This is a genomic window from Sandarakinorhabdus sp., from assembly GCF_051860625.1.
Classification (GTDB): Bacteria; Pseudomonadota; Alphaproteobacteria; order Sphingomonadales; family Sphingomonadaceae; genus Sandarakinorhabdus.
The window spans coordinates 172263-186017 of sequence record NZ_JBHYDQ010000004.1 but is presented as its reverse complement, the minus strand read 5'-3'; the positions used below and the strand labels follow the sequence as shown (position 1 = coordinate 186017).

Below are 13755 nucleotides of genomic sequence, written 5' to 3'. Positions count from 1 at the left end.
AGGGCAGGGTGGCACCGTGCGGCCCATGGACATGACCCGCCTCAAATCCCTGCTTTATCTGCCGGCCAACCGTGCCAGCGCCATCACCAAGGCGCGCACCCTGGCCAGCCATGCCGTCATCCTCGATCTGGAGGATGCGGTGCAGCCCGATGCCAAGCCCGACGCGCGCGCTGCCGCGGTTGCGGCGGCCCTGGCAGGTGGCTGGGGCAGCCGTGCCTTGTTCCTGCGCATCAACGGCACCGGCACGCCATGGCACGCCGATGATCTGGCCGCTGCGCACGTCGATGGCTTCGCCGGTGTGGTGGTGCCCAAGGTCGAAACTGCTGCCGAAGCGGCAACCATCGTGGCCCATGCCGGCAACAGGCGGGTGCTGGCGATGATCGAAACGCCGCAGGGCGTGCTGAACGCCGCAGCCATTGCGATGGTGCCGGGCGTGGCCGGGCTGGTGGCGGGGCTTGTCGATCTCGCCAAGGCGCTGGGCAGCGGCGCCGATCCCGAACGCCGGCCGCTGCTTTACAGCATGTCTGCCATCGTGATTGCCGCGCGCGCCGCAGGCATTGCCTGTTTCGATGGCGTATGCACCGACATCCACAATCTCGACAGCGTCCGCGCCGAAGCGATTCAGGCCCGGATGCTCGGTTTCGATGGCAAATCGCTGATCCATCCCGGCCACGTCGATCCCTGCAACGAAGCCTTTGCCCCCAGCGCTGCCGAGATCGAGGCCGCGCAGGCCGTTATCGCCGCGTACGAAGCCGCCCTGAACGAAGGCCGCGGTGTCGCCACCCACGATGGCCAGCTTGTCGAAGTGCTGCATGTCGATCGCGCCCACGCTCTGCTGGCCCGGCTATGAACTGCTGCGGCGGATTTTCGCTTGGCAAATCCCGCCCGATTGCCTAACGCCGCAATCCGTCTCGGTTGCCCGCTAACGCAGCGCAGCCAGTCGCCTGCTGGGGCGTCGCCAAGCGGTAAGGCACCGGTTTTTGGTACCGGCATTCCCAGGTTCGAATCCTGGCGCCCCAGCCAATTTTAACAAAATTTGTATATCAGTAGATTAGGCGATGAATGCGCTCCGGCTCAGGGCGGGTTCCCAAGACAGCTTGATCGCCAACTTGCAGGCGGCATGCCAAGGAGGCGATCGGCCTTTATGGCAGACGATCCGCTTGATGACCTCCCAACCAGTTGGCTTCAGCGGGCGTTTTTTGCGCAATGCGCTCACCGCCACAGCGCGTGCAACAGCGTCGGCGCCGCAAGCCAGTGCGGCGATGCCAGCAGGGTGCCATTCATCCGCGGCGGGTCCGCAGGAAGCTTACCAAGGCCGCCAGCGGATCGGCCTCGACCGCCACGACCAGCCGTTGCCCCTGTTCGGGCCACCAGGCCTGCCAGCGTGCGGCCCGGGCATCAGCCCAGCGGCGGTGCGCGGCCGTGCTGGCTTCGCCCGGTGACAGGGTGACAATCGCGCGGGACACCGAGTCGAAGGCGGTGAAGGCCGCATCGGGCGGCGTGCGTTCCCAGCCATCTTCCACCCTGATGCCGATCACCTGCTGGCGGCGCCGGATTGCCACCCAGTCACTGCCCGGCATGCCCTCCGGAACCTCGCCAAGCCAGATCAGCAATGAACCGCGCGGCACGTCCGAAACCGCCAGCGGCGAAGTGTCGAACGTCAGGTCGGCACTCGGATCGGGTGCCGGGCGCGCGAACAACTGGGCGATGGCGGCCAGGATCCGGCGGCGGTGGCGGGTGGCCGGCAGCCGGTTCTGCCCGCCGGGCCAGCGGTGCACGAGCACGACACGATCCCGGTTGAGCGAGGCCAGCAGCAGAATCAGGCCGGCAAGTTCGAACAGGCGATCGCGCTTGGAATGCTGGCCAGAGCCGAACTGCAGGGCCGGCGTGTCGTTGACCACGACACACACGCTAGCCTCGCGCTCCTCGACAAAGACCTTGCGATAGGGCTCGCCCAATCGCGCCGTGACGTTCCAATCGATGTCACGCACGTCATCGCCGAATGTATATCGTACGACCTGATCGAATTCCATGCCGCGGCCGCGGAACAGGGAGCGGTGATCGCCCACCAGCGGATTATCCACACGCTGGCGCAGGCGCCACTCCAGCCGCCGCAATGCGGCGCGGGCGCGCTCGTTCAGGGGCACTGTTGCTTCGGCCATGTCCGCGCCGGGGTCGCTCAGCCCGGCACGGCGATGGCGGCAAGGCTCTGCCGGATGATGTCGTCCGCCTGGCGCCCGGCGCCTTCCGCCTCGAAGCTCAGGCCGATGCGGTGGCGGATGACATCGCCGGCCAGTTCCTGCACCAGCGCCGGGCCGACATGGTCGAGCCCGCGCACCAGGGCCAGTCCGCGCACCGCCTGGTACAGCGCCAATGTTGCCCGCGGACTGGCGCCATAGACCAGCAGCCGCTCGCCGCTGTCGGCGCTGGCCAGATCGCGGGTGTGCCGCACCAGTGCCAGGATATAGGCCTCGATCTCGGGGGCGACATGCACAGCATCGAGCGCCGTGCGCAGCGCCAGCAGCTCGTCTGCGCTGGACACCGCCTCGATCCGCGGTGAGCGGGTTGCCTGCCCCCAGCGGCGCAGCATTTCCGTTTCGGCCGCCAGCGTCGGGTAATCGAGCATCAGCTTGAAGATGAAGCGATCGGTCTGCGCTTCGGGCAGGGGGTAGGTGCCCTCCTGCTCGACCGGGTTCTGCGTTGCCATGACGATGAAGGGCTGCGGCAGCGGGTGCGTGACGCCGCCAATGGTGACCTGGCGTTCCTGCATCGCTTCGAGCAGGGCGCTCTGCACCTTGGCTGGAGACCGATTGATCTCGTCCGCCAGCACGAGATTGGCAAAGATCGGGCCGTGGTGGGGGGTGAAGCTGCCGTCCGCAGGCGAATAGATCATGGTGCCCACGACATCGCTGGGCAACAGGTCGGGCGTGAACTGGATGCGTTCGAACGCCAGACCCATCGCCGACGACAGCGACTTCACCAGCAGTGTCTTGGCGAGGCCGGGCATGCCTTCAAGCAGCACATGCCCCCCCACCAGCATGGCGACCAGCAGCCGTTCCACGATCATCTCATTGCCAAGAACGGCCTTGCTGATCTCGCCTGAAACCCTGGCAGCCCAGGCCTGTCCGGATATCGCCATCGCCGGCTGTTCCCGCGCCATCATCAACGATCACGCAACAGCACGCGGCCGGCGCGCTGGGCCACGATCTGTCCGCCAACAACAGCCGGCTTGCCATTCACGAAGACATCATCGATGCCCACGGAATAGCTGTGCGGCTTTTGGTAGGTGGCCGTGTCCGTGATTTTTGCCGGATCGAACACGATGATATCGGCATAGGCCCCCGGCTTGATGACACCGCGATCGGGAATGACAAAGACTTCGGCGGTCAAACCGGCCGAGCTGCGAACCGCCTGTTCCAGGGTGATGACCGGCTTGTCGAGCGAATAGCGCCGCAGCTTGCGGGGAAAGGCCCCGTATGCCCTGGGATGTTCATTGCCTTCCCCGAACTTGACGAGACCGCCATCGGTGGAGGTCATCGTCCAGGGCTGCTGCATCAATGCTTCAAGATCCCTTTCGCTCATGTTGAACGAGATGATCGCGGCACCGCCCTTTTCCAGCATTTCGATCGCCACATCGAGCGGATCCATCATTCGCAGCTTGGCGATCTCATCAAGCCGTTTGCCTTCCAGCGACGGATCGGGCCTGAAACGGCGGATCATGATGGCATTCGCGCCGGCGCGGCGCTCCAGGTTGGTGACCATTTCCTTGCGGATCTGCGCGCGCTGTTCGGGATTTTTCAAACGCTTCGCCAGTGCATCGGCGCCGCCTTCCTGTGCCCAGGCCGGCACCAGGGCAGGCTGCAGACCGGAACCGGACGCCGCATAGGCATATTGATCAGCCCAGATCGAGAGCCCTTCCGCACGTGCCTTGTTGATCAGGGCGATTGCTTCCGCCGACTTGCCCCAGACCGATGGCCCGAGCAATTTCATATGGGTGACAACGCCCGTGATCTTTGCCGCGCGGGAAATTTCGATCAACTCCTCGATGGCGCCGATCACGCCCACATCATAGCTGGATTCGTCGCGGATATGGCTAATGTGAAAGCTGTGGGGATATTGCCCAACCACCTTGGCCAGACCGATCATTTCCTGCGTGTTGGAATATTTGCCCGGCACATAAAACGGACCGCTCGACATGCCGTAGGCGCCCAGGTCCATGGCCTGCTTCACCAGCGCTTCCATCCTGGCCTGCTCGGCCGCCGTCGGCTTGCGATTGGCCAGCCCCATGACCGCCGATCTGACGCCGTTGTGACCGATCAACGGCAACACGTTGACACCGGGAACAAGGGCGCGGACGCGGGAAATCTGCGGGGCGAGATCGCCTGGCCCACCGCCATCCGGGTTGATCATCACGGTGGTGATACCCTGCAGCAATATGGGTTTGGCATCCGCCAGTTCGGCGGTCTCGATTCCCGGTGCGGCATGCGAATGTGGATCGATGAAGCCGGGTGACACGATGCGACCGGTCGCATCGACCGTGCGACCGGCGGTCGCCGTGGCGGGCAGGGCACCCACAAACGCGATGCGATCGCCCTTGATGGCGACATCGGCGGGCCGGCGCGCGCTGCCAGTTCCGTCAATCACCGTGCCCCCCCGAATGATCACGTCATAATCGGGCGCCGTCTGCGCCAGCGCCGATGCTGCGATGGTCGCCGATGCAACAGCCGCCGACGCGACAGCCAACGCCTTGGCAAGCGGCCGTGCCAGCCAGATCAGGCTTTTCATCTCGTTTCTCCCGTTGCCTTCCGGGCGCCCCTGATCGGACGCGCCTGATGTCTTGAGTGATGCAACACACGCGGTCTGGTTCTTGTCACTTGCCGGCTCCGTTGCCGTGCGCTGAACCAGCAAAGCCCTTGTCGGGTTCGGACACCAGGACTGGCAATTGCGGCGCCAACACATTGTCCATCTCGCCTTCGAGACGCGCGATGACCGCTGCCACGGTCAGATTGGCGCTGGCGCTTGGCACGGTCCGGGTCATGTCGAGAAACCGGTCAAATGGCAGGACGAGACCGACGATCAGGGCCGTCTGTTCAGGCGCGACCCCCACCGCCGACAGGACTGCGGCCAGCATGAACAGCGAAGCAGACGGCACCGGCGCCGTCCCGAAGGCAGCCAGGGCCGCCGTCAGAAAGATGACGGCCAGCATCGCCGCATCCGCCGTGATGTCCAGGGCCTGCAGGCTGAAGATGCTGAGCAGCCCGACATACATGGCCGTGCCGTCCTTGCCGATCGATGCCCCCAGCGGCAGGACGGTCGAGGTGATGACGCGGCGGATGCCGAGATTTTCCTGCGCAACCCGCATGGCCACCGGCAAGGTGGCCGAGCTTGATGCGGTGGAGAAGGCAATCGTCAGCGCATCGGCGATACCACGAAAAAAGCGACGCACCGGCAGCCGCGCGACCAGCGCCACCAGCGGCACATGGACAAACAGGATCTGCAGCACCGAGCCGATGACGACAGCCAGCGCCAGCTTGCCGATATTGAGGAAAACCGCCGCACCATTGGCGGCAACGGCACCCGCAATCAACGCGAAGACCCCGAAGGGGGTGAATTCCATCACGATACGCACCACCTGCAGCAGCACGCTCGACATGGATCTGAGCAGCGCCGCCGCGGGCTTGCCGGCCGAACCTGCCGCCAGCGTGCCGACACCGATCATCAGTGCGAAAAAGATGATCGCCAGCATGTCGCCACGCACAAGCGAATCAAAGATGTTGAGTGGAACGATGCCAATGAGCTGGTCATAGGCCGACTTGGCTTCGCCGAGCGCTTTTGGCGCTGCCGCTGCCAGATCGGCGTTGTCACCGGGACGCAGCAGCAGCCCGACCGCCATGCCGATGCTGACCGCAGCCGCGGTTGTGGCCGCGAACATCAGCAATGTGCGACCACCCAGCGACCCGAGGCGGCGTGGATCGCCCAGCGTGGTGACGCCGGCCGCGATCATCACCAGGACGAGCGGCGCGACGAGCATGCGGATCAGCCGAACAAAGATATCGCCGAGAAAGGCAAATGCCGGTGCCGCACCGGGCGTAATGGCCCCAACCGCCACGCCGAGCACGAGCCCGGCCAGCACGCGCTGCCACAGGGGCGCCGCCACCCAGGCCCGCAATGGCGTCAAATTGCGCCGCCCGCAGTTGACAAAGGCCGCGCGCACGGCCGCAGCCAGCCATCGCCAGCCTGACAGCATATGCCGTGACCATTGGCCATCACGCCCCTCCTACCGCGCTGCCGGCGGACCGCACACGCGTCTCCTGAGTTTGCACGTCAGGCAGTGGCAATGAAAGGCAGATCATCATTGCCAGGCTTTTGCACGTCATAGCCGGCGGCTATGCTTGCCCCCAGAAATCACTGGCTGGCGGCAACAGCCAGCCGTTTTCGAACCGGACACCGCCAGGCCGATCCTGCGCGAGCCACAAGGGGCCATCCAGGTCCGCAAAATCGCACTGCGCAGCCACGACACATGCCGCTGCGATCGACAGCGATGACGATATCATGCAGCCCGTCATGACCCCAAGGCCGGCGCTGCGCGCAGCCGCCAACAGCTCAAGCGCTGCTGTCAGGCCGCCGGTCTTGTCCAGCTTGATGTTGATATGCGTGTATCGGTCGGCCAGTGCTGCAACGTCAGCGGCAACATGCGCGGATTCATCGGCGCAAATGGGCACGCGCGAACGAAAATGGCGCAGGCCGTCGTCTGCCCCGGCTGGCAACGGCTGCTCCAGCAGATCGCATCGAATTTCTTCCAGAAGTGGCTGCAAGGCTTCCACGTCTGCCATGCTCCAGCTCTCGTTCGGGTCCACAATCAGCTTCGGCCGTGGGGCGGCACGGCGCACGGCGCGCAGTTGTGTTTCGGGGATGCTCGCATCGACCTTTACCTTCAGCAGCGGCACGTCGGCCAGCGCAGCGGCCGCGACCGCCATGTTTTCGGGCGTGTCCAGCCCCACGGTAACAGCGGTTGCCAGTCGGTCCGGGGGGACTGTGCCTGTCATCTGCCAAACGCTCTGCCGGCGGCGCCGTGCTTCCAGATCCCACAATGCACAGTCGACGGCGTTGCGGGCGGCCCCCGCCGGCATGGCGATCATCACTGCGGCCCGGTCCATGCCGGCGGCCAGCGCATCCTGCGCAGCGGCAATCTGGGCCAGAGCGCTCTCGATGCTTTCCCCATAACGCGGATAGGGAACGGCTTCGCCGCGCCCGACAGACCCGCCGTCGCGGATCTCCACGGTAATGACCTCGGCCGATGTCTTGACCCCCCGCGAAATGCGGAAGGGCGCCTTCAGCGGAAAGCTCTCATGCTGCGCGCTTATGGTGCGAAGCATTGCAGAAGCCTGTCGATGATGGGGCTGACACCAAAGGCGACGGGGTCCGTGCAGGGCAGGTCAAATCGCTGTGTAATGTCGGCGCACAGCGCAGCCGCTTCGTCGCGTGGCATTGCCGACGTGTTGAGCGCAATGCCGACCGCCTGCACCGCAGGATTGGTGAGTTGCGCCACCCTGATATTGGCTTCCAGACATGCACCGATATCGGGCAGCTTGAAGTGCGGAACGCCGCGCATGTGCGCGCGCACCGGATCATGACATATCACAAGCGCATCCGGCTGCGCGCCATGCAGCAGGCCAGTGGAAACACCGGCAAAGGACGGGTGGAACAACGATCCCTGGCCCTCGATCAAATCCCAGCCGCCGTCATCGCGCGGCGGCGACAATTGTTCGATTGCCCCGGAAATGAAATCGGCCACCACAGCATCGAGCGGCACGCCGCTGCCGGCAATCAAGATGCCCGTCTGCCCGGTTGCGCGAAAATCCGCCCGCAGTCCGCGCGCCCGCATCGCCTTTTCCAGCAACAGCGTGGTGTACATCTTGCCAACCGAGCAGTCGGTACCGACGGTCAACAGCCTTCGCCCGGCCCGCGGCGCCCCGGTGCCGACCGGCACGTCCGCCGGCGGCTCACGAACATCGAACAGCAGGCGGTCGTGGCGGCTGGCGGCAGCGGCCAGCCGCGGCTCATCCTTGAGCCGGTGGTGCAGACCCGAAGCGACATGCAGGCCAGCGGCCAGCGCGGCTTCTGCATCCTCGACCAGCGTGGGCGCGAGTTTCCCGCCTGCGTTGACGATCCCGAGAACAAGGGTTTTTGCACCGGCGGCCACGGCCTGCGCGATGGTCAGCCGCGTCAACCCCAGCGTCAACGGGCAGTCGTCGTGGCGAAACTCGCCAACACATTCTTCAGGGCGAAACACGGCCAGCCCGCGCGAGGTCTTGATCCCCACCTCATCACGGCTGTTGCCAAGGTACAGCAGATAAGGACCTGGAATCATCGGCGTTGCTCCGCATGTGGCCGGTTGACCATCAATGACCGCCATCCGGCTACGCAAGTCGCATGACAAGGCAGAATTGCCCCATGGATTTCACCTGTGGGTTTCCCTTCACCCATGGGTTTCTCATCACGACAGGCGCATTGGCCCGTTATCCGCAGCCCGGCCGGCAAGATGGTCCGATGGCGACGGTGGGACAAGGGGCGCCTCACGCCAGCGGCCTATCGCCGTGCCGCCTGGCTCGGCCCGTAGAATAGTCCGTTGAACAGCAGCTTGAACGTACCATAGGCTTGGCCGCGCTGGGTCACTTCAGGCCCCAGCAGCAGGACCTTACCCTTTCCAAGATCGGCATCGACAACGGCCGCGGTGCCGTTGAGCGCTTTCTGCCCCCAGGCCCAGCCCGACTTCAACGGGTCGTCGCGGGTAAACCAGGACACGCGCTGCACCCCGACAGCAGTATCGCTGATCGAATAGGTCGGGTTGTTGTTGTAGAAGACCATCGCGGTGTCCGGCATGCCATAGCCGAGCGGATGGCTGCTATCGATCCTGGCTTCGAGCACCGATCCGGGCACGTAGAATGTCGTGCTTGGCAACGGCGTGCGCTTGCCCGACGCGTCAACCGTCGACAGCGCATTGACCACCGGCAACCCGAGCGGTTCCGCCAGTGCCGTGGAGAAGCCGATCGCGATCACCGTGCCGCCCGCCTTGGCAAAGGCCGCCAGGGAGGGAACCGTCTTCTCGTTGGTGATGGTACCCAGCGCAAAACGCCACTGCTCCGGGATTTCCTCCGGCTTCGGCTGCGGCCGTATCCGACCCTCGCGGCCCAGCACGTCGGTCTGGAAGACGAGCACATCGAACTTGCGGTTGAGCCCGCCCTGGTCGAGTTCCTGCGGGAACACCTTGGTATAGGGGAACTCGTACTGCTCGAGGATCCAGCGGGTGTGGCCCGATGCCATGGAGCCGCCATAGATATCGACAAGCCCGATCCTGGGCGTCCTGACCGCGATCGTTTCGCCAGTTGGCTTCGTCGCGACCGCATGGGCATCAAGCCCCAGCGAGCGCGTCGCCTCCTCCACGATCGCCTTCGAACGTGCGCTGGCGGGGATCCACAGCGCGCCCGGCGCCAGTGTTTCGCCGTCAACGCTGGTGGCAGCCTTCATCCAGAACACCGGCGCACCGGCCTTGATCAGGCGGTTGGTGAGGGTGAAGCTGTTGTTGGTGGCATGGCTGACCACATAACCGGCCCGGCCCGAACCGTGCACCTGGCCAGGCGGCGGTGTTTCGATCAGCGTGTCGACCAGCGGGAAATGCGGCGGCGCACTGTCGAGCTGTCGGTCAACGCCGACATTCATCTGATAGGCCAATGTATAGCCGGTGATGTCATACGGCCGGATCGGCGGACCGCCCGGATATGCGAAATCCTGCGGGTGATCCTGCGGCTCGAACATGTCGAGCACATGCGGCCGGAATGCCTGATCGGTGCGGACGATATAGGATCCGGCCGGGTAGGTCTTGCCCCCGAAGCTGAACGCCCTGTCCGACTTTTCGACCTCGATGCCGGTCTTGATCAGCGCGTTCAGGAACTTGATGGTGGTTGGCATGTCCGGCTGCGCGGCGGCCGACATGATGTAGGCGCGCGGCGCCCGGGCTGCCGGGTCCTGGATCACGCTCTTGTAGAGCGAACTTGAAATGATGGTGCGGGGGTCTGTCGCTGCCGCACTGTTTCCCATCCGGGCCGCCTCGGCCCGGGCCGCGTCGACGCGCTTGGGCGTTACCACCCAACTGTCCTCGCTGCCCTTCTGGATCTGGTTCCGGCCCATGATATACCGGTTGTAGAGCAGCGTTTCCCGATAGCGCGAGGCATAGTCGAGCACCGCGCGGTCCATCTCCTTTATATAGTCGAGCGACTGCTGGAAGTGCCACTTCTGCGGCGCGATGGTCATCACCTCGTCCTGGCGGTTGAGCTGGTGGATCGGGACGAACGGAATTTCCATCGGCGTCGGATTGCCGATGATTTCGGTCAGGATGCCGATCTGGTTGTGAAAATAACCGATGGTGCGAATGCCGCCGTTGAACCAGGTCGAATAGGGCGCCCCCGACCGCGAGACCGAGCCGCCCTTGCCCTGAGCCACCAGCCGGGCATGCATCGCCGTGCCGACGGCGTCGGTCTGATTGATGACCAGCGGTTCGTTGTTGTAATTATAAGGGTCCCTGAAGGGTGGAATGAACACGACAGTGCCGGCTGGGCCGGTCTGATGCTCGTTATACAATATTTGCGGAAACCATTCGCGATAAGCGACGCGGTTCATGTTGGAGGTTTCGGGCTGATTTGAAATGAAACTGTCACGGTTATTGTCGTGACCAATATATTTCTGATAAAGAAGGGGAATGCTGTTCGTGTTGCGCTTGGTCTTGTCGGGATTGTTCATGTACCAGTCCGCCACGAGCTCGAGGCCGTCCGGGTTGGCGAACACATAGAGCCCGATGGTGTCATTGAGGATGCGCAGGGTTTCGGGATCGTTGCGCGTCAGCATTTCGTGGATGATCTGGATGTGCGTCTGTACGTTGGTCACCTCGGTGGCGTGCAGGCCGGCGTCGATCCACACAACGGCCTTGCCCTCGGCCGCCAGCGCCTTGGCGGATTCATCGGTCAGGCCCTTGGCGAGCGCCAGCTTCCGCGAGATCTCGCGATACTTGTCGAGGTTCCTGATGTTTTCAGAGGACGAGATCACCGCCATATACTGTTCGCGCCCTTCGGCCGTCTTGCCGATGCTGACCAGTTGCATCCGGTCGCTTTCCTTGGCGATGATCTTCAGCCAGGCTTCGAGCTGCGTGTTGTTGGCCAGAAAATAGTCGGTCCCCGGTTCAACCTTGGTGATGGCGACCGGCGGGGTGATCGCTGCGGATGTCGTTGCTGCAAGCTGTGCCATCGCCGGCGCCAGCGCCCATCCGGTGCTGGCCACCAGCATTGTCGTCATCAGCAGAAGTCCGCGCATGGTGTTCCCCTCTTCCGCCGCGGCTTGCACGGCCGATTGCCGGGCGCTCCGTCCGGTTTCGGCATGATCCCGGGCGAAGCGCACTGTGGCAGGATAACCGCAATGCCTCGGATTTCGAGTGGGCATTGGTGCGCGCAAGGCCACAAAACCCGATGGTGCCCATAGCTTTGGACTATGGAGTCAGATCGCCATCAGGCAGGTGTGGCCGGGGCGCCCAGCACGGCCTGGTTGGCAAAGATGACCGGCGATCCCCCGGTGTGCAGGAACAGCACGGTTGCATCGGCGGCGAAGGCACCGCCGCGCACAAGCCCGATCAGCCCGGCCGCCGCCTTGCCGGTGTAGACCGGGTCGAGCAGCACGCCTTCGGTTGCAGCGAACATCCGCACCGCTTCCACCATCTCCGGCGTCGGCAGCGAATATCCGGGGCCAACCCATTCATCGCGGCAGACAATGGCGTCACGCGGGATGGGGATGGAAACGCCGGCCAGCGCCGCCACATCGACGGCAAGGGCGTGGACATTGCGTTCCTGTTCGGCGCGCGGCCGCCGGACGTTGATGCCGGTGACCGGAATGCCCATGCTGTTGGCCACCAGCCCGGCAACAAGCCCGGCGTGCGTGCCGGCGCTGCCGCTGGCAACGACGATATGGTCGATTGCCAGGCCCGCCGCAAACGCCTGCTGCTGGATCTCTTCGGCACAGGCGGCATAGCCCAGCGCGCCCAGGGGGTTCGAACCGCCGCCGGGAATGATGTAACCCCGGCGGCCCTGCGCGGCGAGATCGGCCTGCAGCGATGCCATGGCGCCGGCAAGATCGGCACCGGCCTCCACAACGACGATCCGTTCCACGCCCAGCAGATCGAACAGGAAATTATTGCCCGATGCTCCAGGATCATAACTGCCCGGCACCCGCTGCTCCAGAACAAGCTGGCATTTCAGCCCTTCACGCACCGCGGCAGCCAGCGTCAGCCGGCAATGGTTTGATTGCACCGCACCAACCGTGATCAGCGTATCGGCGCCCTGTTCCAGCGCCTCGGCGACCAGGAATTCCAGCTTTCGCGTCTTGTTGCCGCCGCCCGTCAAGCCCAGCAGATCGTCACGCTTGATCATGAGGCGCGGGCCGCCCAGCGCCTTTGAAAGATGCGGCATCTCCTCGATGGCTGTCGCATGGGGGGTGTAGTGCCGACGCTTGAAACGCGCGAGGTTCATGCTGCCATCTCCCGGGCTGGTGCTCGGCTGCTGTTCGAATCACGCCGGCAGAGCCGCGGTGCGGGCAGACGCCGTGACAGCCGAATTGCTGCTGTATTCCGCCCAACAGCGGTTACCGGCAAGGTTGTGGCCTATTCAGACAATGCCTGCATCCATAGCCTTTGGCTTAGGTCAGACGTCGGCGCCGGCAGGCTCTGGGACGGCTTCGACCGACTCGCGCATGACGATGCGCTGCAGGTCGAGGAAGCTGCGCGACAACCGCGACAGCGGCTCCTCGGTCAGGTGCAGTGCCTGCAGTTCGAACGTCACCGCCGGCGACAATGGCCGGAATTCCAGCGTGTCGTCGACAAAGGCGCGCGCCGTGAACTCGTCGACAAGGGCAATGCCGGCGCCTTGCCGCGCCATGGCGGCAGCGATGTAGACCGAATGGACGATAATGGCCGGCTTGCCCGCATCGCCGGCACCGTCGAGGCACAGTTCGGGATCGATCAGATGGGAAATGGCCACGCTCGGTGCCAGTCCGATGATATCCTGGCCCCGCAGGTCAGCCGGGCCGATGGAGGTGCCGTCGGCCGGCAGCGCGCCGCGTCTGACCAATGCGCCAACACGCCCCAAGCCAAGCAGAACATTGGAAAATTCCGGATCGGGAAGCAGGCTGTGGCCGATCACGAAATCAAATTCGCGCGACACCAGCGCATCCCGGAAACGCTCGTGGTGGATGGCGCTGACAACGAAGCCGACCTCCGGCAGGCGCCGGCGAAACCGGGCCACGACTTCCGGTGTGATGGACAGCGCCAGCGACGGCAGCACCCCCATCCGGATGCTGCCGGCCAGCGTGGATTTCAGGTTGCGGGCCGTGCGCTGGAACGTGTCGATCCGGGCGTGCAGTTCACTGACCTCGCGGAACAGCACATGCGATTCCCTGGTGGCGACCAGCCGCCCCTTGACCAGCTTGAACAGCGGAAAACCCAGGCGCGTCTCGGCATGTCGGATGACCTTGCTGACCGATGGTTGCGAAACATTGAGCAGGCGCGAGGCTCCACTGATCGACCCCACGGAGTAGACTGCATGAAACACCTCGATCTGCCGCAGATTCAATTTTCCAGCCTCCCCCCGCCTTCGCCGAACCGCCGGCGCTGTCATCGGGTCACACGCGCCCGGACCGAACAGGCTATCATCAGCGCTG

General features: G+C 64.4%; 10 protein-coding genes and 1 tRNA gene. 2 read left to right on the top strand and 9 right to left on the bottom strand.

The features are described from left to right. Positions 1-25 precede the first annotated feature (25 nt). Positions 26-850, top strand: a complete 825-nt coding sequence (locus ACTIEZ_RS06020; RefSeq protein WP_439545751.1) for an HpcH/HpaI aldolase/citrate lyase family protein — start codon at positions 26-28, stop codon at positions 848-850. Between the two features lie 98 nt (positions 851-948). Continuing rightward, positions 949-1023 (top strand) — tRNA-Gln (locus ACTIEZ_RS06015). Positions 1024-1280: 257 nt separating this feature from the next. On the opposite strand, the gene ACTIEZ_RS06010 is transcribed toward ACTIEZ_RS06015, so the two are convergent. The 9 genes from ACTIEZ_RS06010 to ACTIEZ_RS05970 all read right to left on the bottom strand — a co-directional run bounded on the left by ACTIEZ_RS06010 (position 1281) and on the right by ACTIEZ_RS05970 (position 13667). Then, positions 1281-2162: a DUF58 domain-containing protein gene (locus tag ACTIEZ_RS06010; RefSeq protein WP_439545750.1), complete on the bottom strand. Its 882-nt coding sequence runs from the start codon at positions 2160-2162 to the stop codon at positions 1281-1283. Between the two features lie 17 nt (positions 2163-2179). Beyond that, complete coding sequence (locus ACTIEZ_RS06005; RefSeq protein ID WP_439545749.1) at positions 2180-3139, bottom strand: AAA family ATPase; 960 nt, start codon at positions 3137-3139, stop codon at positions 2180-2182. 23 nt (positions 3140-3162) lie between these two features. Beyond that, positions 3163-4785, bottom strand: a complete 1623-nt coding sequence (locus ACTIEZ_RS06000; RefSeq protein WP_439545748.1) for an N-acyl-D-amino-acid deacylase family protein — start codon at positions 4783-4785, stop codon at positions 3163-3165. Between the two features lie 85 nt (positions 4786-4870). After that, entirely contained in the window at positions 4871-6247 is a 1377-nt protein-coding gene (locus tag ACTIEZ_RS05995; RefSeq protein ID WP_439545747.1) for a dicarboxylate/amino acid:cation symporter, read from the bottom strand. 139 nt (positions 6248-6386) lie between these two features. After that, complete coding sequence (dgcA, locus tag ACTIEZ_RS05990) at positions 6387-7376, bottom strand: N-acetyl-D-Glu racemase DgcA (RefSeq protein WP_439545746.1); 990 nt, start codon at positions 7374-7376, stop codon at positions 6387-6389. Then, positions 7361-8371 (bottom strand): N-acetyltransferase DgcN, encoded by a 1011-nt coding sequence (dgcN, locus tag ACTIEZ_RS05985; protein WP_439545745.1) that lies wholly within the window; start codon positions 8369-8371, stop codon positions 7361-7363. Before dgcN ends, dgcA begins: the two co-directional genes overlap by 16 nt. Before the next feature lie 218 nt (positions 8372-8589). Then, positions 8590-11364 (bottom strand): M14 family metallopeptidase, encoded by a 2775-nt coding sequence (locus tag ACTIEZ_RS05980; RefSeq protein WP_439545744.1) that lies wholly within the window; start codon positions 11362-11364, stop codon positions 8590-8592. A gap of 191 nt (positions 11365-11555) precedes the next feature. After that, positions 11556-12569: a D-cysteine desulfhydrase gene (locus ACTIEZ_RS05975; protein ID WP_439545743.1), complete on the bottom strand. Its 1014-nt coding sequence runs from the start codon at positions 12567-12569 to the stop codon at positions 11556-11558. A 171-nt stretch (positions 12570-12740) separates the two neighbouring features. Next, positions 12741-13667, bottom strand: coding sequence for a LysR family transcriptional regulator (locus tag ACTIEZ_RS05970; protein ID WP_439545742.1), 927 nt, complete (start codon positions 13665-13667; stop codon positions 12741-12743). Positions 13668-13755: the final 88 nt, after the last annotated feature.